The 21,157-nt window shown below is 58.4% G+C and carries 14 protein-coding genes, 1 tRNA gene and 3 pseudogenes; 10 read left to right on the forward strand and 8 right to left on the reverse strand.

Annotation, left to right across the window (positions count from 1 at the left end):
• Window positions 1–2: 2 nt before the first annotated feature.
• Genes AC0V6Z_RS13945 through AC0V6Z_RS13955 form a run of 3 tightly spaced genes read left to right on the forward strand, consistent with a single transcriptional unit; the run spans window position 3 to window position 3,524 of the window.
• A complete protein-coding gene (locus AC0V6Z_RS13945; protein ID WP_472639034.1) occupies window positions 3–2,336 on the forward strand; it encodes a fimbria/pilus outer membrane usher protein in 2,334 nt (777 codons plus the stop codon).
• Window positions 2,275–2,622 (forward strand): hypothetical protein, encoded by a 348-nt coding sequence (locus tag AC0V6Z_RS13950; RefSeq protein ID WP_472639035.1) that lies wholly within the window; start codon window positions 2,275–2,277, stop codon window positions 2,620–2,622. Before AC0V6Z_RS13945 ends, AC0V6Z_RS13950 begins: the two co-directional genes overlap by 62 nt.
• A gap of 11 nt (window positions 2,623–2,633) precedes the next feature.
• Window positions 2,634–3,524, forward strand: a complete 891-nt coding sequence (locus AC0V6Z_RS13955; protein WP_472639036.1) for a hypothetical protein — start codon at window positions 2,634–2,636, stop codon at window positions 3,522–3,524.
• A 122-nt stretch (window positions 3,525–3,646) separates the two neighbouring features.
• Here AC0V6Z_RS13955 and AC0V6Z_RS13960 read toward each other — a convergent pair whose 3' ends face one another.
• Window positions 3,647–4,063 (reverse strand): hypothetical protein, encoded by a 417-nt coding sequence (locus AC0V6Z_RS13960; RefSeq protein ID WP_472639037.1) that lies wholly within the window; start codon window positions 4,061–4,063, stop codon window positions 3,647–3,649.
• Window positions 4,064–4,384: 321 nt separating this feature from the next.
• Here AC0V6Z_RS13960 and AC0V6Z_RS13965 point away from each other — a divergent pair, with 321 nt between their 5' ends.
• Window positions 4,385–5,779: an ABC1 kinase family protein gene (locus AC0V6Z_RS13965; protein ID WP_472639038.1), complete on the forward strand. Its 1,395-nt coding sequence runs from the start codon at window positions 4,385–4,387 to the stop codon at window positions 5,777–5,779.
• On the opposite strand, the gene AC0V6Z_RS13970 is transcribed toward AC0V6Z_RS13965, so the two are convergent.
• Entirely contained in the window at window positions 5,776–6,042 is a 267-nt protein-coding gene (locus AC0V6Z_RS13970) for a DUF885 family protein (RefSeq protein WP_472640923.1), read from the reverse strand. The two genes, AC0V6Z_RS13965 and AC0V6Z_RS13970, sit on opposite strands and share 4 nt — an antisense overlap.
• Complete coding sequence (locus AC0V6Z_RS13975) at window positions 5,927–7,579, reverse strand: DUF885 domain-containing protein (protein WP_472639039.1); 1,653 nt, start codon at window positions 7,577–7,579, stop codon at window positions 5,927–5,929. Before AC0V6Z_RS13975 ends, AC0V6Z_RS13970 begins: the two co-directional genes overlap by 116 nt.
• Window positions 7,580–7,644: 65 nt before the next feature.
• Here AC0V6Z_RS13975 and AC0V6Z_RS13980 point away from each other — a divergent pair, with 65 nt between their 5' ends.
• A complete protein-coding gene (locus tag AC0V6Z_RS13980; protein ID WP_472639040.1) occupies window positions 7,645–8,109 on the forward strand; it encodes a low molecular weight protein-tyrosine-phosphatase in 465 nt (154 codons plus the stop codon).
• Here the strand turns inward: AC0V6Z_RS13980 and recG are convergent.
• The gene (gene recG / locus AC0V6Z_RS13985) at window positions 8,106–10,181 is read right to left on the reverse strand and encodes an ATP-dependent DNA helicase RecG (RefSeq protein ID WP_472639041.1); all 2,076 of its coding nucleotides are present in this window, start codon (window positions 10,179–10,181) and stop codon (window positions 8,106–8,108) included. The genes AC0V6Z_RS13980 and recG overlap by 4 nt on opposite strands.
• Window positions 10,182–10,345: 164 nt before the next feature.
• Between recG and AC0V6Z_RS13990 the strand changes: the two genes are divergently transcribed.
• The 3 genes and pseudogenes from AC0V6Z_RS13990 to AC0V6Z_RS14000 all read left to right on the forward strand — a co-directional run bounded on the left by AC0V6Z_RS13990 (window position 10,346) and on the right by AC0V6Z_RS14000 (window position 14,515).
• Entirely contained in the window at window positions 10,346–10,624 is a 279-nt protein-coding gene (locus AC0V6Z_RS13990; RefSeq protein WP_472640924.1) for an FAD assembly factor SdhE, read from the forward strand.
• Between the two features lie 45 nt (window positions 10,625–10,669).
• A pseudogene (gene mfd, locus AC0V6Z_RS13995) lies at window positions 10,670–14,153 on the forward strand (transcription-repair coupling factor).
• A gap of 44 nt (window positions 14,154–14,197) precedes the next feature.
• On the forward strand, window positions 14,198–14,515 hold the full coding sequence (locus tag AC0V6Z_RS14000; RefSeq protein WP_472639042.1) for a hypothetical protein: 318 nt from the start codon (window positions 14,198–14,200) through the stop codon (window positions 14,513–14,515).
• 26 nt (window positions 14,516–14,541) lie between these two features.
• On the opposite strand, the gene AC0V6Z_RS14005 is transcribed toward AC0V6Z_RS14000, so the two are convergent.
• Window positions 14,542–15,372, reverse strand: coding sequence for an EAL domain-containing protein (locus tag AC0V6Z_RS14005; protein WP_472639043.1), 831 nt, complete (start codon window positions 15,370–15,372; stop codon window positions 14,542–14,544).
• Between the two features lie 126 nt (window positions 15,373–15,498).
• Between AC0V6Z_RS14005 and AC0V6Z_RS14010 the strand changes: the two genes are divergently transcribed.
• Together AC0V6Z_RS14010 and AC0V6Z_RS14015 are read left to right on the forward strand one after the other, a co-directional pair.
• Window positions 15,499–16,296 (forward strand): NAD kinase, encoded by a 798-nt coding sequence (locus AC0V6Z_RS14010; RefSeq protein ID WP_472639044.1) that lies wholly within the window; start codon window positions 15,499–15,501, stop codon window positions 16,294–16,296.
• A gap of 222 nt (window positions 16,297–16,518) precedes the next feature.
• Window positions 16,519–16,593 (forward strand) — tRNA-Asn (locus tag AC0V6Z_RS14015).
• Between the two features lie 57 nt (window positions 16,594–16,650).
• Here AC0V6Z_RS14015 and AC0V6Z_RS14020 read toward each other — a convergent pair.
• From AC0V6Z_RS14020 to AC0V6Z_RS14030, 3 genes and pseudogenes are all read right to left on the reverse strand, one after another.
• Window positions 16,651–17,420 (reverse strand): annotated as a pseudogene (locus AC0V6Z_RS14020) (sulfite exporter TauE/SafE family protein).
• A gap of 90 nt (window positions 17,421–17,510) precedes the next feature.
• A pseudogene (gene secA, locus AC0V6Z_RS14025) lies at window positions 17,511–20,277 on the reverse strand (preprotein translocase subunit SecA).
• Between the two features lie 139 nt (window positions 20,278–20,416).
• Complete coding sequence (locus AC0V6Z_RS14030) at window positions 20,417–20,767, reverse strand: hypothetical protein (protein ID WP_472639045.1); 351 nt, start codon at window positions 20,765–20,767, stop codon at window positions 20,417–20,419.
• Window positions 20,768–21,157 lie beyond the last annotated feature (390 nt).

The following is a 21,157-nucleotide window of genomic DNA, read 5'->3' on the forward strand; positions in this document are numbered from 1 at the left end:
CGATGATGCGCCGCACTAAGATTGCCCTCCAATCTCCTTCCTTGAGCCTGGTTGCACTTGCCTGGTGTTTGCACGCTCCGCTTGCCAGCGTTGCTCATGCGCAGGACAGTTCACCAACGGACCCGGTCGGTGATGAAATTGGCCAAGACTCTCAATCGCAACCGGGCGAACCGGCTGCTCCAGCGAACGATGAACCTGCTGTTCAAACACGTTCAGGCATCACATTCATCAATCGCAAAACCGAAGTGGAAACGGTTGAGGAGCGCCCGTCCCTAGAGTTTAACGTTCCACTTGTCTCAGGCACCCAAGTGCTTGGCGATGTGGCGGTAAAAGTCGAGCGTGATGGCAGCGTCTTGATTGGCACAGACATGCTGCGTGAGCAGCTCGCCTTGCTGCTCAATGAAGAAGGTTTGCGCCGCTTCGACACCTATAGTGCGAACCGCGAGAATATCCGCCCAGAACCGCTGAGCGAGGCGGGAATTGAGCTGGCATTCAATCAGAACCTGCTGGAGGTGACGATCGTTCAGATCGATGGCACCTTGCGGCAAACACGCGATTTGATCGCCCAGAATACGAGTAGCAGTCGCGAGCAGTTAGCATTGCTCGAGCCTGAGAATTTCTCTGCCTATCTCAACATCAACACCAACCTTGAATATGACACCGAAGAAGAAGAATTCAGGCCTGAGTTCTTCTTCGATGGCGCAACCCGCATTGGCGACATTGTGGTTGAATATGATGGCGCATATTCGGACCAGCTTGGTGATGGCATGCGATTTTCGCGCCGCGGCGTGCGCGCGGTCTATGACCAGCGGGAGAAATTTCGCCGCTTCGCCGCAGGTGATCTTCGTTTGGAATCGCTCAGCCTGCTGCGTACGCCGTTCCTAGGCGGCGTCAGTGTTGAGAAGAGCCGTCGGGTCTTCGATCCATTCCTGCCCGCTGCCCGTTTGGGTTCGGGCGAGATTTTCCTCGACAATCGCTCAACCGTCGATGTCGTCATCAATGGCGAACAATTTCAACGGCTGGAATTGGATGCCGGCACTTATGATCTCGCCAGCCTCCCAGTTCAGCTGGGTTCCAACGATGTCGAGCTGAGAATTCGCGATTCCGGTGGGCGCGAGCAACTGGTCAACCTCGACTACTTCTTCCAACCACTTGATTTGGAAGCAGGCGAGGAGGAATACTCTTTTGCAGCGGGCTTCATCGCTCGCGACCTCGCCTTTGAGCCTAACTACACCGACGATCCTGCCGTGACCGCGCTCTATCGCCGCGGTGTGTCCGACAATCTGGTGCTGGGCGGAGCGGCGCAGATTTCTGAAGACGTGCAGCTGTTCGGTCTGGAAAGCAGCATCGTACCGCAGTTCATTCCTGGTTTCTTCGATCTGCAAGCGGCCACCAGTTTCAGTGAAGCTAGCGGAACTGGGTTTGCTGCACGGGCGAGCTACCGCTTTACTGGCGGCAACAGCTTCACCAATCGCAGCGGCTTTACGCTCAATGTGGATTATACGGGCGAAGGCTTCACCACCATATCCAATCTTATTCCGGTGGCCTTTGATTTGGTGACGGTCAGTGCGAACTATAACCGTACCCTTACCGAACGGGGCCGGATGGTGGTAAGCGCGCTTTATTCGCACCGCTCTGGGCCTCAGGATGATTTGACCAACATCTTCGTGGATTACATCCATCGCGTCAGCGATCGATTGCAAGTGACGATCGGCGCGGAATATGGGACCGGCGATGCCTTTGGCAATGAATGGGGCACGCGCGTTGCCGTATCCTATGTGTTTGGCCCAAGCACCCGCGCCCTTGCCGATTATCGCAGCCGGTCCGAAACATTCCGTGCGAACCTGTCGAAAGGCAGCGAGAACCGCGTTGGATCGTTTGGCTATGATGTTGGTGTCACAACCGACCCCAATCAGTCACGCATTGATGCTTCGTTTGATTACACCTCAAACCGCTTCGACACGCGTTTCTCAGCGTTCACCGCGGGCGACAATTTTGGCAGTATCGATCAAGAACAACGTTACCGCTTGCAGGTTGGCACCTCGCTCGCATTTGCTGGCAAAGAATTCGCGATCGGTCGCCCAGTGCGCGATGCGTTTGTAATCGCCCACCCACACGAAACCTTGTCTGACGGTGAAGTGATCACCGGACGCACGCTGGCAGACAACGAATACGAGGCGAATAGCGGGATATTCGGCGGCGCGCTCCAAGGCCGCCTATCGTCCTACACCGAACAAACTGTGCAATATGACGTAGAAGGCGGAGCTGTCGGGTATGACATCGGCGAAGGCTCAGTCCGGCTGGATCCGCCATACCGGGCTAGGCTACTCGCTTGAAGTCGGGAATGACTACTTCGTTAGTATCGTCGGCAATCTCTACCGCGGTGAAGAGCCTGTCTCGCTCGTCTCTGGCACGATTGTCGCACTCGACGATGATGAATTTGAAGAGAAGCAGTTCTTCACCAATTCTACAGGCCGCTTTGGCATGATCGGGTTTGCACCGGGCAAAAGCTACCGCGTCACATATGATAACGGCGCATCGAGCTTTGAGTTTACCGTGCCGGAAGATTCAGACGGTTTGTTCCGCCTAGGTGACGTAAGACTCCCGGCGATCGAGGAATAAGGAAGCAGATTATGACCATTCTTCGCACCATTTTTGTTGCTGGCGCACTATGCGCGAGCGCATCGGTTTCCGCCCAAGATGGTGGCTGCCGTCCAGAATTCGTTGATACGACAGAGAACGTAAATGTCTCCGGCATTCAAATCGGCGCTGGTGAGAGAGCACGCGAGAATTTTGAAGTCCGGGTGCGAAATGCGGCAGGTAATGGACCCTGTGAAGCGTTCTTGCGCATCGCTCGCCGGGACAGTGTGGCCTTTGACGATCCGGTCGACTTCAATTTCAGCTCCGGCGGACAGCGTCTTGAAGTGCTCGCAGATGATGCAACCGCGGGTCCGATCAACAACGATCTGTTCCTGCGCGGCGTCCCGGGCACCCGCAACGGGCGTGGGGTGCGCGTTCAGCTCAGTTTTCCGACGGAATGGGGGCTTGATGCTGGCGTCTATTCTCGCGAGTTCGTAGTCACCCTGCGCGATGGAGCCGGGGATCTGGTTGATACCTTGGAACTGTCGGTGCGGGTCAATATTCCATCGACGGTCGCATTGCGCATAGTCGGCGCCAGCGGGCGCGGCAGCGTGCGGCGCATCAACCTTGGCACGCTTGATCCCGATGCCTTTACTCGGTCTGATCCCTTTGGCCTGCGGATTTGGAGCACTTCGCCCTACCGCGTTGAATTCACCTCTGAAAACCAAGGCGTGCTGCGCCATTCCCAAGGGCGTGACGAGATCCCTTACGTACTGCGCATGCGCGGTGAGAAGGTCGATCTGATGGGCGCAAATGGCCGCGAGTTCGTGGAGCACACAGATTCACTCGGTGATATGCATCCACTGCGGGTCATGGTTGAGCCGTTCTTTGCCGAAGCTGGCAAATATGCCGACCGTGTCAGAGTTTCGGTTAGCGCAATCTAATCACTGCTCTGATAGTACGCGCATCCGGCGCGACTATCACGTGACCAACGCACAGCCGGAATAGCAAACGGCCAACACCCATTCTGGATGCTGGCCGCCTGAATTTCGTATTGATGGGTAAGTTAAACAGCCGTCAATGCAAAGCTGATCGAGATCGGCTGTGCAATATCACCCGTCTGGATCGTCACCGGCACTGGGCCGAAGCGCGCGCCTGCACGCATAGCGACCAAAGAGAACCCGCCCGGGTTCAGGTCGCTGGTGTCGCGGCCATAACGGACACGAACACGCTCACCCACGGCCAGCTCACGGTGCGTGGCGATCACGGAAAAACCGCGATTGGTGTTGCACGCCTCGAACAAAGTGCCCGTTACCACTTCATTGTCATCCTGAGCGCTGAAGACGCCAGGTTCAATCTTGCATGAAACAGGGACTTGCGCGCTGACGCGAAAGCCGCCTTGGGCACGTTCGCCAGCCATTGCTGGTGTGGCTGCAAACATCATTGCCGCAATCGGCATGGCATAGATAATCTTCTGACGCATAGTTGGTCTCCTATGCGCCCCCCAATATGCGATGTTGGTAAAATGTTAGCTGCGACTCAGGGTTAACGCGGGGCTTCGATTAAGGAGCCAATAGGCCTCTGTTAACGACATCAGATGCTGAAATTCCCCTGGAATTTAGGTTAATTGCACAGGGCCAATAGGCGGTAATACGGCGTTAGGCTGAATTTGAGATCTGCGACTAATCAATGCGGTTCGCGGCCAGCACCAGGCCGATTGCATAAGGCAAGGAACGGTGCGAAGGCCAAGCCGTTCTGTGGGATAACCGCGTAGAAATTCACGCGCAATTTGATCGGATAGACATTGAGCAGTGACGACAATTTCGACGACAGCAGCCAACCCACTGAAAGCCGGGAAGACAGAGCGCGCCAGCGCGCGGTTCCCTCTAGCAGGCTCGCTCGATTCGGCACCTTTGGCCGCTTGGTCAGCAGTGTCGCGGGCGGAATGGCAGCGGAGGGCGCAAGGCGTCTGGTAAGCGGCGACAGCTTATCGGCGCGCGACCTGCTGCTGACGCCGGGCAATGTCCAGCGCATGACCGACCGCCTTTCCCACCTGCGCGGTGCGGCGATGAAAATGGGCCAGATGATAAGTATGGATTCGGGTGACTTCCTGCCGCCTGAACTGGCAAAGATCCTCGCAACCTTGCGCGATCAGGCAAATTTCATGCCCGCAAAGCAGCTCGATAGCGTGCTGAAACAGGAATGGGGGCCGGACTGGCGCAAACAGTTTCGTTGGTTCAACCCGCGCCCTATCGCCGCCGCGAGCATTGGGCAGGTGCACAAGGCGCTGACCCGCGATGGTCAGGAGCTCGCAATCAAGGTGCAATATCCCGGTATCGCCGACAGCATCGATAGCGATGTCGATAATGTGATGACATTGCTGCGCGTATCCGGCTTTGCCCCGCCAGAGCTGGAGATCGACGCTCTGCTGACAGAAGCCAAGAAGCAGCTGCACGAGGAGGCAGATTACCACCGCGAAGGCGCGCAGATGGAGATGTACCGAGAACGGCTGTCCGGCGCTGAGGGTTTTGTTGTCCCGCGCTTGCACAAGGAACTGACGCGCGACCGCATTCTCGCCATGAGCTTTGAAGAGGGCAGCTCCATCGAAGAGCTGGAGAACGAAACGGATGAACGCCGCGATGAAGTGACGAGCCGCCTGATGCGCCTTGTCGCGCGTGAGCTGTTTGAATTCGGCGTAATGCAAACCGACCCGAATTTCGCAAATTTCCGCTATCGCAAGGAAACCGGCGAAATCGTGCTGCTCGACTTTGGCGCGTGCCGCGCTGTCGATCCCGATGTCGGCAATGCCTATCGCCGCTTGCTCACTGCCGGGCTTGCCGCTGATAAAACCGCAATATTGGATGAGGCGCTCGCGGCGGGTTTTATGTCCCCCATAGTGATCGAGAAACACCGTGATCGCGTAGAAAAGATGGTCGACATAATTGTCGATGAAATGACGCAAGATGCCCCGTTTGATTTTGGTGACCGTGCGTTCGTGCCGCTGCTGCGCGAAGAGGGCTACGCCATCGCAGAAGACCGCGAGACATGGATATTGCCGCCGATCGAAACCCTATTCGTTCAGCGCAAGGTTAGCGGCACCGCGTTGCTCGGCGCACGCCTGAAGGCGAAGGTGAATATCCGGCAGATCGTGGAAGAAGTGCTGGCGAACACGGATCCACTGCCGGCACGGGCGGCTTAATCGTTTGCCACTCCTCCCGACGCGTTGATCGGATCAAGAAAGACCTGTTCTTGTTTAGCCATCCACCGATCGATATGCGCCTCCAGCACATCAAGTGGTACCGAGCCGTTTTCCAGCACCGCGTCATGGAACGCACGTAAATCAAAGTCAGAACTTAGCGATTCCTCTGCCTCGGCGCGCAGCTCTCTGATCTTCAGCTCGCCGACTTTGTAAGCCAGCGCCTGTCCCGGCCAGGTTATGTAGCGATTGACCTCGGCATCGATATTGGCTGTACGAGAGAGCGGTGTTATCCAGCATGTAATCCACCGCTTGCTGCTTGCTCCATCCCTTGGAATGGATGCCGGTGTCGACCACCAGACGGGCCGCGCGCCACATCTCATAAGACAACCGCCCCATTTCTTTCGCGGGCGTATCATACAGGCCCATCTCTATCCCGAGCCGCTCTGAATAGAGGCCCCAACCCTCCACAAAGGCCGTGAAATAGGTGCCGTTCGCTCGCAGGGGGTGAATGTCCAGTTCCTGCTGTAAAGAGATTTGATGGTGATGCCCCGGCACCGCCTCATGCACGCCCAGCGCGGGCAGCTCCCACAAGGGCCGCTGGTCCAGCTCCGTGGTGTTGAGGCGGTAGATACCCGCTTGCCCCGTCTTCAATGATCCCGGTTCGTAATAGGCCGTCGTGTTGCCCGGCGCTTGGGCTGCCGGGATCGGCGAGACTGTGTAGGGATTGCGCGGCAAGCGGCCGAACAGCTTCGGCATAAAGCCATCGATGTGCTTTGCCAGCGCCTGAGTGTAGGCGAGATACTCGTCCGCATCAGTCATGTAATATTGCGGATCGGTGCGCAGGTGCTCAACGAAGGCCTCACGCGTATCAAAGCCCGCTTGCTTCGCGACCTCGACCATTTCGGCGCGGATCCGCGCCACCTCTGACAGGCCGAGATTGTGTACCTCGTCCGCAGTCATATCGGTCGTAGTGAAGCTTTTGACGCGGTAATCGTAATATTCTTTGCCGCCCGGTGTGGCGAGCACGCCGGGTGCGCCCGTGCGACAATTGGGCGCGTATTCCTTAGTATAGAATGTCAGGAAATCACGATAGGATGGGAAGACCGCCTCTTCCAATGCGACACTCGCCTGGTCCTTTAGGTTCTCCCAGTCTGCATCTGAAATCGCGGCTGGTTTGTCGCCTGCAAATGGCTTCCAGAAGGGCGATTGTTCCCGGTCATCCACGATTTGGCGAGCGATGCGATCTTCCAATCCCCGCATCGGCTCACAGGCATGGGTCAGCCCGCGCGCAATGGCCTCGCGGCTGCGGGCGATCCCGTCAGCGTTGACCTGAGCATAGCCTTCCAACCGGCCAATGTAGCTTTCATAATCAGCCAACGTGAAAAGCGGCGAACGGTTGGGCAGCGAGGCAAAGCCAGAGAACCAGCCGCCGCGATTGGTGAATATCTGATAGCGATTGTGATCAAACTGAGCGCCGGTCAGCTGGTCCTGAATGCTGCGCCGCAGAACCGCGTAATCGATCTGCAAGTCCTGCGGCAATTCATCCGCATTGATCTGATACAGCCGGGCGAGAAAACCCTCCGCCTCGATATTCGCACGGTCATATTCTGCAAGAGAGAGATCGCCCAGCTTGCCATCGCCGCGCCGATCGCCAACACTCGTCGCAAGCTGAGGATCGCTGTCCAGCACCGCCTGCCACACTTCCTCACGCAGCGCTTCATAATCCTCTTTCGGCCCCGCGTAAGCAGGCGCGGTCAGCGAGGTTGCAGCAAGCGCGAAAGCGGCGATCATGGAACGCATGAAAATCTCTCCTGTTTGCGCATTCCATATTGCTTGGACGAGCCATGGTCCAGTAAGACTTAGCCATGCAAAAACCCGCACTTCTGTTCGTCTGCCTCGGCAATATCTGCCGCTCTCCCTTGGCCGAAGGCGCAATGCGCGCTGCGGCGGAAAGGGCAGGACTGGACCTGGAAATCGATAGCTGCGGCACCGGAGCCTATCACGTGGGTTCGCCGCCAGACCCTCGCTCAATTGAGACCGCAGCGGCCCATGGCATCGATATTTCCGGGCTACGCGGACGGCAATTGGCGGCAGAGGACTTCACCCGCTTCACCCATATCTTTGCGATGGATCACCAGAATTTGCGCAATATCGAGGCCGTGAGGCCCGCTGGCGCGAGCGCGCAGGTTTCACTGCTGATGGACGCAGTGCCAGGCCGCGAAGGCGCAGCAATTGCCGATCCTTACTACGACGGCGAAGAGCATTTTGAGTTCACATGGGAGGATGTAAACGCCGCCGCCCATGCGATCGCGGAGCGCATTTCCGCTTAGCCTCCGCGCAGCAGCTGCACGCCCCAATCGCGCTCCATCAGATAAAGCAATTGGCGCGACGCCTCGCCGCGTTTGCTGGATTGCCAGCCGCCGTCTTTGTCTGACCCTTCGATCAACAGCCGCGCATCTGCATGGGCGGCAGGCAGCAGGCGCTGAACCTGCTCCAGATTGGCGATGCGAAAGGCGGCATCGCCTGATTGCCGCGTACCAAGCAGCTCGCCGCCGCCGCGCAGCTCTAGGTCTTCCTCGGCAATGCGAAATCCGTCCTGCGTCTCGCGCATCAGAGCCAGCCGCTTGCGCCCCGTCTCTGACATTTCATTTCCGCGCAGCAGCAGGCACACGGATTTGTCCGCGCCGCGCCCGACGCGCCCGCGCAGCTGGTGCAATTGCGCCAGACCAAAGCGTTCTGCCTGCTCGATCACCATTAGGGTGGAGCTGGGTACATCAACGCCAACTTCAATCACGGTGGTGGCGACCAGCAGTTTTGCTCGGCCACTGGCAAAGGCCTCCATATTGGCGTCTTTTTCCTCTGGCTTGAGCTGCCCGTGGACCATCACGACGTCATCGCCAAAGCGCTCTTTCAGCGCCGCATAACGTGCCTCCGCCGCGGCGATATCGGCCACTTCGCTATCGCGCACCATTGGGCAAACCCAATAGGCCTGTTGCCCGGTCGCAATATGCCGCGCCACCCCGGCAACAACGTCATCCATCCGGTCCTGCGCGACCACGCGCGTATCAATCGCCTGCCTGCCCGGCGGCAGTTCATCGAGGCGGCTCACATCCATCTCACCATATTGCGCGAGGGTGAGCGTGCGCGGGATCGGCGTTGCGGTCATCGCAAGCGTATGCGGCGCGCGCTTGCCCTTGGCGGCCAATTGCAGACGCTGGGCCACGCCAAAGCGGTGCTGCTCATCAATCACGACCAGGCCGAGATCTTTATACCCCACCGTGTCCTGAAAGATCGCATGAGTGCCGACCAGAATATCAATCGAGCTGTCCAGCAATCCCATCAGGATGCCCTCGCGCTCCTTGCCCTTGGCACGTCCCGTGAGCAGCGCGACCTCGGCCCCGGTTGGCCGGGCCATCGTGCGCAAAGTCTCATAATGCTGACGTGCGAGAATTTCGGTCGGAGCAAGCAAAGCCGCTTGCTTACCTGCTTCATTCGCGATCAGCATCGCCTCCAATGCGACCACAGTCTTACCCGCGCCGACATCGCCCTGAAGCAGGCGCAGCATCGGTGCCTCTTGTGCTAAATCGCCTTCAATCTCACCAATCGATCGCGTCTGCGCGCCAGTCAGCGCGAACGGCAGATCGAGCTTCGCCCGCAGCGTTCCGTCGCCCGCCAAAGGCTGGCCTTTGCGCCGTCTGCCATCGGCCCGCACAAGCAGCAGCGCCAGCGAGTTTGCCAGCAGCTCGTCATAGGCAAGCCGGTCTCGCGCACTTGCATTCACATCCTTATGCGCCAGCACCAAGGCATCGCGCCATGACGGCCAGCCTTCGCGTTCAAATTGGCTCGGCTCGATCCATTCGGCCAGCTCTGGCAAGCGCTCCAAGGCCTGCGCCGTCAGCCCAGCCATGCGTGGCTGCGTCAGCCCTTCAGACAAAGGATAAACCGGCTCATTAAGGCGCGTGAGATGCGCCGAGGCGTCTTTCTCAACATGATCGGGATGAACAATCTGCAGCATATCGCCATAGCGATCCACTCGGCCCGCGATCCAGCGCTTCTCCCCGACCGGCAGCAGCTTCTTCGCGGTGTAGGCCGCGCGTCCAAAATAGGTGAGCGCGCAGATATTGCCCGCATCATCCGCCGCCAGCACGCGGTACGGACCGCGCCCGGGATTGCGAGGGGCGCGGTGCTCTGTCGGGGTCAGGGGAATGATGACTTGCTCGCCCTCACCAACCGCATCGAGGTCCTCAACCGTACGGCGCGTCACAAACCGTTCTGGCAGGTGATAGGCCAGATCGCGCACGCGGCTTAGGCCGAGCTTCTCCAGCGGCTTCATCAGCTTGGGGCCGACACCTTCCAGCGCGGTCGCTTCGACAAACAGGGGATTGAGAACCTCGGGGCGCATGCCGCAGCGCTACCATTACTGTTTCGCCATTGCGAGGAGCCAAAGGCGACGCGGCAATCCATCGCCCATTTTTTCAACAATTGGGGGCCTAAGAAGCTGGATTGCTTCGTTTCACTCGCAATGACGAGTTGAAGATGCCGCGCACTACAACTACTGCGCCGGGCATGACCGAAAAACCAGATTTCCAAGAACGCCTAGCCCGCGCAAAATTTCGCAGTTGGCACCGCGGCACGCGTGAGGCCGACTATATGATCGGCGGTTTCTTTGATCGTTACCACGAAAGCTGGGGTGAGACGGAGATGGCATGGTTTGAAGACCTGCTGGCAGAGGACGATGTCGATGTGATGGCCTGGGCGCTGAAGTCTCAGCCAACGCCGCCGCGTTTCCAGGGGCCGCTGATCGAGCTGATGCAGCGCCTCGACTATGTCGATATGAGCCGTTGAGTGCGGTTCGGAACATTCCTAGCTGCCAAGATTTGACCCGACACCATGCCTGATCTCTCGCGCATATTAGCGGCGGATGCACCGCTCACTCTATCCTCGCTGGTGCGGGGCAGCCTGCCCTTGGTGCTGGCCGATCTGGCGCGCGCGGCGCGGCAGCGCGCGGTGTTCATCGCGCCGGATGATGCGGCGATGCGCTCTGCCAGCGATGCGGCGAAGTTCTTCGCGCCCGAAGTGGAAGTGATCGAGTTTCCGGCGTGGGATTGCCTGCCCTATGACCGCGCCAGCCCGGCTCTATCGGTCAGTGCAAAGCGGCTGGCCGCGCTCCACGCGCTGCAAAATCCGGCCTCTGGCTCGCAATTGTTGATCACCACAGTCAATGCCGTGCTTCAACGCGTGCTGACCCCGTTTCGTATTCGCGAGAGCGTGCGCGAGTTTAAGCAAGGCACAACGATTGGGCATGAAAGCCTCGCCGCGCTGCTGACACGCCAGGGCTATTCACGCACAGACACTGTGATCGACCACGGCGAATTTGCCGTGCGCGGATCGATTGTCGACATCTTCCCATCCTCGCTGGATCAAGGTCTGCGGCTCGATTTCTTCGGCGAAGAGCTGGAGAGCCTGCGTCTGTTCGATCCTAGTACTCAGCGTTCGACCGGCACGCTGGGTTCTCACCTGCTGCTGCCCGCCTCAGAGGCGTTGATCGATGAAGACAGCATTGCGCGTTTCCGCAGCCGCTATCGCGAGATGTTCGGCGCGGCCGCCACGCAAGACCCGCTGTATGAAGCGGTCAGCGATGGCCGACGCCTTGCCGGGATGGAGCATTGGCTCCCGCTCTTTGAGGAGCGGCTGACTACTCTATTCGATCACTTTGCGGAAAACGATTTGGTGGTGATCGACAATGGCGCGATTGGCGCGGCGTCAGAGCGGCTTTCCGACATTGCAGACTACTGCAAACAGCGCACCCGCACGGCTGGCGAAGCCGCGGGCAGTTACCGTCCGCTGGAGGCCGAAGCGCTCTACCTATCCAGCGAAGAATTCGACGCAGCCGTCGCCAGCGCCCCGGCGCATCGCAGCCAGATATTTGCCGCACCGGACAGCGATACAAACATCGACTTCGGTTTCAGCTCCGCGCGCGATTTCGCACCAGAGCGTGCCCGCGGCGACAATGTCTATGAAGAGGGCGCAAAGCACTTTGCTGCGCTGGCCAAGTCCGGCAAGCGCGCATTGTTTGCGGCCTATTCCACCGGCAGCCGCTCTCGCATCACCTCAATCCTATCCGAAGCGGGCGTCAAAACGCAGGTCGCCGACAGCTGGCAAGAGGCGCTGGGCGCATCAGTCAAAGGCGGCGTTGTGGCGATGGTCCTGCCGCTCGACACCGGTTTCTCCAACGAGCAAATGGAGGTCCTCACCGAGCAAGACGTGCTGGGTGATCGGCTGGTCCGGCGCAAGAAGAAGCGTAAGGATTCCGATGCCTTCCTCGCCGAACTACAGGCGCTGGGCCGAGGCGATCTGGTAGTCCATGTCGAGCATGGGATCGGCAAATATCTCGGCCTCGACCCTGTCCCCGTGGGCAAGAGCCAGCACGATTGCGTCGCGCTGGAATATCGCGGTGGTGACAAGCTGTTCATCCCGGTTGAAAACATTGATGTGCTGTCGCGCTATGGATCGTCCGAAGATGCCGTCATGCTTGACAAGCTCGGCGGGGAAGCCTGGCAGCGGCGCCGCTCAAATCTAAAAGAGCGCATTCGCGAGATCGCTGGCGAGCTGATGAAAGTGGCCGCCGAACGCGCGCTTAAGAAAGCGCCTTCGCTGGCCGCAGACGAGGCCAGCTACAACCAGTTCGTTGACCGCTTCCCTTGGGAAGAAACCGACGATCAGGATGCGGCCATCGCCGATGTACTGCGCGATCTGGAAAGCGGGCGTCCGATGGACCGCTTGGTTTGCGGCGACGTTGGCTTCGGCAAGACCGAGGTTGCCCTGCGCGCGGCATTTGTTGCTGCCATGAACGGACAGCAAGTTGCCGTGGTCGCACCCACCACCCTGCTCGCCCGCCAGCACTATCAGAACTTTACAGAGCGCTTTGCCGGCTTCCCGCTGAATGTTGGTCGCCTCTCGCGCCTCGTTTCGTCAAAAGAGATGTCAGAGACCCGCGATGGCCTAGCCAGCGGCAATATCGACATTGTTATCGGAACTCATGCGATCCTGTCCAAATCGACCAATTTCAAGAACTTGGGGCTTGTGATCGTCGATGAGGAACAGCGCTTTGGCGTCACCCACAAGGAGAAGCTGAAACAGCTTCGCTCCGACGTGCACATGCTCACCCTCACCGCCACACCGATCCCGCGCACCCTGCAAATGGCGATGGCGGGCCTGCGCGAACTCTCCACCATTCAGACCCCTCCTGTCGACCGCCTTGCGGTGCGAACCTATGTGATGGAGTGGGACGATATGGTGATGCGCGAGGCCTTGCTGCGCGAGCATCACCGCGGCGGGCAAAGCTTTATCGTCGTGCCCCGCATTTCCGACATGGCCGATGTCGAGGAATGGCTGGCCGAGCATGTGCCAGAGGTGAAATCTGTCTCCGCGCACGGCCAGATGAGCGCGGGCGAAATCGAAGAACGCATGAGCGCCTTTTACGAGGGCAAATATGAGGTATTGCTGTCCACCACCATCGTCGAATCCGGGCTCGACCTGCCCAGCGCGAACACCATCATCATCCACCGCGCTGACCGATTTGGCCTTGCTCAACTGTACCAATTGCGCGGACGCGTGGGCAGGTCGAAACTGCGCGCCTACGCGTACCTAACCTATGCGAAAGACGTGCAGCTCTCTGAAATTGCAGAGAAACGGCTTAAGGTCTTGAGCGATCTCGACCTCGCTTGGCGCGGGCTTCCAACTGGCCAGCCATGATCTCGACATTCGCGGCGCTGGCAATCTGCTGGGCGATGAGCAGTCCGGCCATATTCGCGAGGTCGGCTTTGAGCTGTACCAGAGCATGCTGGAAGACGCGATCCTCGCGGCGAAGGCTGGCGAAGCGGGTCTGACCAGCGAACGCAGCGCACTTTCACCGCAGATCACCGTCGATGCCCCGATTATGATCCCAGAGGACTACGTCCCCGATCTGGCCGTGCGTATGGCGCTCTATCGCCGCCTCAACCAAGCGGCCGACAAGGCTGAGATTGAAAGCATGGCAGCAGAAATGATCGACCGCTTTGGCGACCTACCCGATCCGACCAAAAACTTGGTCCGCCTGATCGAGATCAAACACCAAGCAATCGAGGCCAATATCGCCAAGATCGATGTCGGCGCGCGCGGCACTCTGGTGACCTTCCATGAGGACAATTTCCCCGATCCCGCAGGGCTGCTTGCCTATGTCGACCGCTTGGCTGGCACCGCCAAATTGCGGCCCGATATGAAGCTGGTGATCAACCGCGCCTGGGCCGACCCGCGCAGCCGCCTCAACGGCCTGTTCCAACTTACGAAGGGTTTGAGCGGGGTTGTGCGGAAGGCTAAAAGCAAAGCGGCTTAGCTCTGTGCGACAATGTGATGTGAAACTCTGGAAAGGAAAACGATATGATTCCGGAACTGGACCCAATCCCCGACGGTTCTCCTTGGTTATATGTTGATGGCGAGTTGTCCGACGGCATCACTCAAGAATTGAGGAAAGAGGTCAGCCCACAGCACATGCTTTACCCTTGGATTGAAAACTTGGTCGCAATTGCAAAGTGCAGCGCAAATGATGACGTGATTGTTGCTGATAAGGATGACATCCAAAACATGTTTTGGGTTCACCTGACTTGGTCAGGAAAAATCGATCAGTATCCTGACAAGTACCCAAGCGCTGCTCCGATACAGAAAGCCCATCTCCAGCGTTTTTTCTTAGAGTACTAAGTCAGCTTACACCAAACGGCGAGTTTCTACCGCCGCGCCGCTCGTGCAATTCCAAGCATCTCATCGCTCTTCATTGGCTGTGCGCGCAGGAAACCCTGCCAGTAATTGCAGCCTTCGCTGATCACGGTCGCGCGCTGGATCTCGCTTTCGATCCCCTCGGCGACCACGGCAAGGCCAAGAGCCCTGCCCAGCCCGACAATCGCGCGGAACACGGCCAGATCCTTGGCATCGCCAGGAATGCCCTCAACCATCACCTTATCGAGCTTTAGCGCGTCCAGCGGCAGCTCTTTCAAATAGCGAAAGTTGCAAAAGCCCGCGCCAAAATCATCAAGCGCGGTCTTAAAACCGAGGGTGCGCAAAGCGCTAAGCGCCTCTGCCGCTTGCTGCAAATTGCGCAGCAGCACGTCCTCTGTAATCTCCAGCACAAGCCGTGATGGCGCAATTGCACTGCGCCCAATCAGCTCCGCAAAGTCAGCGGCAAAGCGCGGATCGCCCAATTCCTCCGGCGTGATATTGAGCGAAAGATGCAGGTTCGTTGGCCACTCGCTCGCATCCTCCAGCGCCCGCGCCACCACATGGCGAGATAACGGCGCAACCAAAGCAGCACGCTCTGCAATCGCGAACAAATCGCGGGCACCAATTTCGCCCAAAGTTGGATGCCGCCACCGCGCCAGCGCCTCAGCCCCGACAACGGCCCCATCAGAGCAAGCAAATTGCGGCTGAAACAGCACCTCAATCTCGCGCCGATCCAGCGCGCGCAGCAAGTCCGCCTCCAGCATACCAGGCTTTACCCCAGGCAGGGCACCGCGCCCAGAAATTGAGGGCGCACCGCGCAAAGAAGGCCGCTTTGAATCCATTTTCGCCGCCTACCTTAAACTGAGCGTCGCGCCCATGCCAATTGCAATCCGCCCAGATTTGGAACATCAGGACAAGTGACTAGCGCGCCGCTGTGGATAGCCTCGGTTACGAGCGCGAAATTAAGGATGGAAAGCTTGCCAAAAAGACACGAGTTTGAGCGCGTTGCATTGCTTGCCTCAGAGACAGAGCGCGCTCAGGCGGCCTATTCCACTTTGAAAGATGAGCACGATTGGGTGCCGTTGGAAAGCGCCGATGTGGCAATCGTATTGGGCGGCGATGGCTTTATGCTGCAAACTTTGCACGCCATGCTGGATGCGGGCCGAGTGATCCCAGCCTATGGCATGAACCTGGGCACGGTCGGGTTCATGATGAACAAGTATCGCGACGGCGGCAATGTGATGCGCCGGGTGGAGCGCGCGCGGCCGTTCAAGATCGCGCCGCTGCGTATGGATGCGGTGACGCAGGATGGCAGCGAGCACACCTTCCTTGCCATCAATGAGGTCTCGCTGCTGCGTGAAATGCGCCAAACCGCCAAGATTGAGGTTTCGGTCAACGGCCGGGTGCGGATTAAAGAGCTGGTGTGTGACGGTGTGCTGCTGTCCACGCCTGCGGGTTCGACTGCTTACAACCTCTCGGCCAATGGCCCGATCCTACCGCTGGGCAGCGAGCTGCTCGCTCTCACCCCGATCAGCCCGTTTCGCCCGCGCCGCTGGAATGGAGCGATCCTGCCTGACCATCTGCCAGTGAAGTTCCGCATTCTGGAGCCGCAAAAGCGCCCCGTATCCGCCGTGGCGGACCAGCGCGAGCTGCGGGATATTGCCGATGTCACGCTTAGGATTGAACGCGAGACCGAGCTGACCTTGCTGTTTGATCCGGGCCACTCGCTGGATGAACGCATCGTCGCGGAGCAGTTTGCGTTGTAGGTTCCGCACACCCATCCGGGTGTGCGATTTCCTCAGGCCTTACGGCCCTGCGGGCGGCCGCTTGGCCTTGCGGCGGCTTCGCCGCCGTCCTCCGCCACCAAGCCAAAGACATTGAGCATATCCACCTCGAATGTGCCCGAGGTAAAATCACAAAAACACCATCAATCTCTCTTGCATTGCCGAGCACGCGCCCATATAGGGCCTCTTTGCCTATCGGGCTGCTCCCCGATAGCTCAGCGGTAGAGTAGGTGACTGTTAATCACTTGGTCGTTGGTTCGAATCCAACTCGGGGAGCCATTTTCTTACATTGCTGGAATGCTTGAGATACGGCTCGCGTATCACATTGCGCGTGTTTTACAGCCCAACCAGCAACCTCACACCCACCACCATCACCAGCGCGGCGGTTAGCCACCGGATCACGCGCCCGGGTAAGAGCTTAACCGCCATCAAGCTGCCGATTTGTCCGCCAATAGCGACAGCTAGCAGCAGCGGCAGAGCGGCACCCACAGCGCCCCCGAACGCAGCGGGGCCTTGTTTCAGCAGCTGACCCACAAGCCCAAACAGCGAATTGACCAGAATAAAGAAGCTGGCGGTTGCGGCGATTGCTCGCGGGTCTTTCCACCGGGTGAGGTGCAGCAGCGGGGCGAGAAATATCCCCCCCGATACCGACCAACCCGGCAAGATAGCCGAGTGGCGCGGCAACAAACGGCATGGTCTTTGCGAGGCGAGTGGGAACATCCAGCTCCCCTACCTCTGCCGCATTCTCTCGCACAGGGATAAGCATGGTGATCCCGGTCAGCACCAGGCTGATGCCGAGCAACAGCATGAAGGTCTCGCGGTCAATCGGGGTGAGCCCGCCTAACAAAGCTGCTGGTGCGGCCAGAGCAGTCATCACAATCGCGCCGCGCCATGGCGTAATTTTGGCTCGCGCAAAACGCACGCTGCCGCTCGACCACCACGATGATATTGCACGCCAGCGCCACCATTGGCAGCAACCGGTAATCTAACCCCGAAATCGCCAACAATGCGGCGTAGGTCGAACCGCCCCCAAACCCGACCGCTGCATACAGCAGCGCGGCGACAAAGAACGCCGCCGCGAGCAGCACCGGAACCGCGCCCAGCATCATGCCACTGCGCCCGGGTACGCTGCGTTAAAACTTGGCCGAACAGCCGCTGACGTCATGACGTCACGCGCGCTGCCCTCAGCCATGCCTTTATGCCGCGCTCTTGCCGCTCGCTGCGCCGTGGCAATGCTTGTACTTGTTACCAGACCCGCATGGGCACGGCGCATTGCGGCTGACATTGAGGTTCGCATAGGGGTTGTCTGCATTGGACCCACCCGGCCCGGATGCCGCGCGCGGCGAACCAGCCAAAGAGCCAAACATCTCAGGCCGTTCTGCCGAACCATCGCCATCGTTGGAGTTATCGAGTCCAGTCAACGGATCGATATGACCGGTGAGGAAATCGGGCAGGTCAGGCAAAGCCTCCGCCTCTGGCGGGGCCATGCGCAATTCCGCCTGGAACAGAATTTTGGTCACTTCTTCGCGCAGGGTATCGAGCATGGTTTCAAACAGGCCAAACGCCTCTTGCTTATACTCGTTGATCGGCTGTTTCTGCGCGATCCCGCGCATCCAGATCACCTGGCGCAGCGCGTCGAGCGTGGCGAGGTGTTCTTTCCAGTGAAAGTCGAGCTGACGCAGCAGCACGTCCTTCTCAACCACGCGCCACAGCTCCGGATCGCTTTCCGCCATCTTGGCCGCCATCATTTCGTCGGTCTGTTCACGCACGCGCTCTTCGATCAGCTCCGGCTCAACCTGCTCTTCCTCCATCCAGTCATCAAGTGGAGGCGCAATTCCAAACACGTCTTGGAGTTTGGTTTTGAGCGTTTCGATATCCCATTGCTCTGGGTAAGAGCCGGGAGGGCACGCATCGCTGACCAGCGAATTAACCGAATCGTGACGCATATCAACAACGACATCGTCCACGGCCTCTGAGTCCATGATTTCAGAGCGTTGCTCGTAAATAACCTTACGCTGGTCGTTCATCACGTCATCATATTGGACGACCTGTTTACGCACGTCGTAATTGCGCGCCTCGACCTTTTTCTGAGCCGTTTCAATGGCCTTGGACAGCCACTTTGAACCGATCGCCTCGCCATCTTCGAGGTTTGAATTCATCATCTTGGAGAACAGAGTGTCTGGGCCAAAAATGCGTAACAGATCGTCTTCGAGACACAGGTAGAAACGCGACAGGCCCGGGTCACCCTGACGGCCAGAGCGGCCACGCAGCTGGTTATCAATCCGGCGGCTTTCGTGCCGCTCTGTGCCGAGCACAAATAGACCGCCCGCCTCCAGCACCTTGGCCCGTTCCTCGGCCACTTCGGCTTTGATCCGGTCCGCTTCAAGCGCGTATTTGGGATCGTCTTGGGCGATCTCCTTCAGCTCGTCTTCGAGCCGGTATTCCAAATTTCCGCCTAGCTGAATATCGGTGCCGCGGCCTGCCATATTGGTGGCGATTGTCACCGCGCCCAGTACAGCCCGCCTGCGCCACAATATGCGCCTCGCGCTCGTGCTGGCGCGCATTCAAAACCTCGTGCTTCACGCCTTCTTCATCGAGGAATTTACTCAGCAATTCAGACTTTTCGATGGAGACCGTGCCGACCAGCACCGGCTGACCGATCTCGGCCTTCTCAGCGATCGCTTTGGCAATCGCCTGAAACTTGTCCATCGTATTCTTGTAGAATTCATCTTCTTCATCGATCCGCTGGACCGGAACATTGGTCGGAATCTCGACCGTGTTCATTTTGTAGATGTCCCAGAATTCCGCGGCCTCTGTGGCCGCTGTACCGGTCATCCCGGACAGTTTTGGATACATGCGGAAATAGTTCTGGAATGTGATCGAGGCCATCGTCTGGTTCTCTGGCTCGATCTTCACGCCTTCCTTGGCCTCGGCCGCCTGGTGCAGACCGTTTGACCAGCGCCGCCCATCCATCATCCGACCGGTGAACTCATCAATGATCACGACCTTGTCGTCTTTGACAATGTAATCGGTGTCGCGCTTGAACATGTGCACGGCCTTGAGCGCCTGATCCAAGTGGTGAACCACTTGCGTGTTCTCAACGTCGTATAGGTTCTCCGTCTCCAGCAGACCCTTTTCGATCAGCATTTGCTCAACCTTGTCGAGGCCATCCTCGGTCAGCTGGATCTGCTTGGTCTTCTCGTCCTTTTCATACCAGTCTTCCGGGATTTCCTTCACCACCGCATCGAGCGCAACGTAAAGGTCAGACTTATCCTCGGTTGGGCCGGAAATGATCAGCGGGGTCCGGGCCTCGTCGATCAGGATGGAATCGACCTCATCGACAATGCCGAAGTTAAACGGACGCTGGACCATCTGTCCGCGCTCATGCTTCATATTGTCACGCAAATAGTCAAAGCCGAACTCGTTGTTCGTACCGTAGGTGACGTCAGCATTATAGGCATCGCGGCGGGCGTATTCGTCGATATTAGGCACGACCACGCCAACGCTCAGGCCCAGCCAATTGTAGAGTTGCCCCATCCACTCCGCATCACGCGCCGCGAGGTAATCATTGACGGTCACCACGTGCACGCCCTTGCCCTCAATCGCGTTGAGATAGGTCGCGAGCGTCGCCATCAGGGTCTTACCCTCACCCGTACGCATTTCCGCAATCTCGCCGCGGTGCAACACAATGCCGCCAATCATTTGCACATCAAAGTGCCGCATACCGAACACGCGCACGGATGCCTCGCGCACGGTCGCAAAGGCTTCTGGCAGGATTTCGTCCAGTGTCTTGCCACCGTCCAACTGCTCGCGGAATTTGTCGGTCTGTGCCTTTAATTCTTCGTCAGAAAGCGTCTGAATTTGTTCTTCCAAGGCGTTGATCTGATCAACGACCTTGCGAACGGATTTAACGTAACGATCGTTTGAAGAGCCAAACAGAGATTTGGCAATTGTGTTAAACATGGGATGTGGACCTGTTGAAATAATGCGGCGTGGGCGCAGCGGGATCGCTGAGCGCTGAAACCTGGAAGATATGGGGCGTCTGCTTTGCGCAGGTATTCGCGCCGCCAGCAGCATGCGTTACGCGGGACCGAAAATTCGCCTATTCGTAGGCTCGATCAACACCCATCAGGACGGGCAGACGCAGCGCCTTGGGCACACGAACGGGCTTGCCTTTCTTGGCATTCTTGCACTTCGCGTTTTGCTTCTCAGGCTTACCAACAGGCGCGGTCGCCTCGCACGGCTCGTTCGCGTCAGCATCGGCAGCGACGCCGATATCCTGGTTAAGCACCTCTGCAAAAGTCGCATGCGCAGGCGCGCCGATGGCGGCAAACCCGGTAAGCAGAGCGAGAAAGGCGATTAACTGACGGCGCATAGCGATGCTGATATATGCTCTGCGAGCCGGTTCGTCTAGCCCGCACATCTGCTGAGCCTGATCAATCACCAGCGTCATAGGCTGAAATCAGTTGGTCTCGCTGGATGCTGGCGGCGGCGGCTCACTTTTCATTGCAACCGGAAATTCCACCATGCGCGCCTGCGCTCTCCATTGGCATCGCGCCACGGGCCTTATCTTTTTAGCCCTGAGCAGGGCATTTCACCTGGAAAGTTATCAGGCAGTGCTCCGGTTTCTTCAACGACCTCGCACTCGGGCACGGTGCCATCGGCCTCTATCCGTGCACGCATGGTTATGAAGCAGCCGGTCGCATTGCCATCAGCATCAACGGCGATTGCATATCGGACCAAAACCGCTGCTTCCGGAAGATACAGCCCAGTTGGCAGGACCGCATTGCTGAATTTCTCCTATTGCCTCCTAATCGGTCTTGGATTTTCTGGCCCGGACGAG

The sequence above is a fragment of the Erythrobacter sp. SN6-5 genome (assembly GCF_057364945.1).

Excerpts from the sequence above, each read along its gene's own strand:
- recG (WP_472639041.1), bottom strand. The coding sequence starts at position 10,181 with ATGCGCCCCGAGGTTCTCAATCCCCTGTTTGTCGAAGCGACCGCGCTG.
- AC0V6Z_RS13980 (WP_472639040.1), top strand. The coding sequence starts at position 7,645 with ATGCAAAAACCCGCACTTCTGTTCGTCTGCCTCGGCAATATCTGCCGC.
- AC0V6Z_RS13945 (WP_472639034.1), top strand. The coding sequence starts at position 3 with ATGATGCGCCGCACTAAGATTGCCCTCCAATCTCCTTCCTTGAGCCTG.
- AC0V6Z_RS14005 (WP_472639043.1), bottom strand. The coding sequence starts at position 15,372 with ATGGATTCAAAGCGGCCTTCTTTGCGCGGTGCGCCCTCAATTTCTGGG.
- AC0V6Z_RS14010 (WP_472639044.1), top strand. The coding sequence starts at position 15,499 with ATGGAAAGCTTGCCAAAAAGACACGAGTTTGAGCGCGTTGCATTGCTT.
- AC0V6Z_RS13960 (WP_472639037.1), bottom strand. The coding sequence starts at position 4,063 with ATGCGTCAGAAGATTATCTATGCCATGCCGATTGCGGCAATGATGTTT.
- AC0V6Z_RS14030 (WP_472639045.1), bottom strand. The coding sequence starts at position 20,767 with ATGACGCTGGTGATTGATCAGGCTCAGCAGATGTGCGGGCTAGACGAA.
- AC0V6Z_RS14000 (WP_472639042.1), top strand. The coding sequence starts at position 14,198 with ATGATTCCGGAACTGGACCCAATCCCCGACGGTTCTCCTTGGTTATAT.
- AC0V6Z_RS13950 (WP_472639035.1), top strand. The coding sequence starts at position 2,275 with ATGACATCGGCGAAGGCTCAGTCCGGCTGGATCCGCCATACCGGGCTA.
- AC0V6Z_RS13975 (WP_472639039.1), bottom strand. The coding sequence starts at position 7,579 with ATGCGTTCCATGATCGCCGCTTTCGCGCTTGCTGCAACCTCGCTGACC.
- AC0V6Z_RS13955 (WP_472639036.1), top strand. The coding sequence starts at position 2,634 with ATGACCATTCTTCGCACCATTTTTGTTGCTGGCGCACTATGCGCGAGC.
- AC0V6Z_RS13990 (WP_472640924.1), top strand. The coding sequence starts at position 10,346 with ATGACCGAAAAACCAGATTTCCAAGAACGCCTAGCCCGCGCAAAATTT.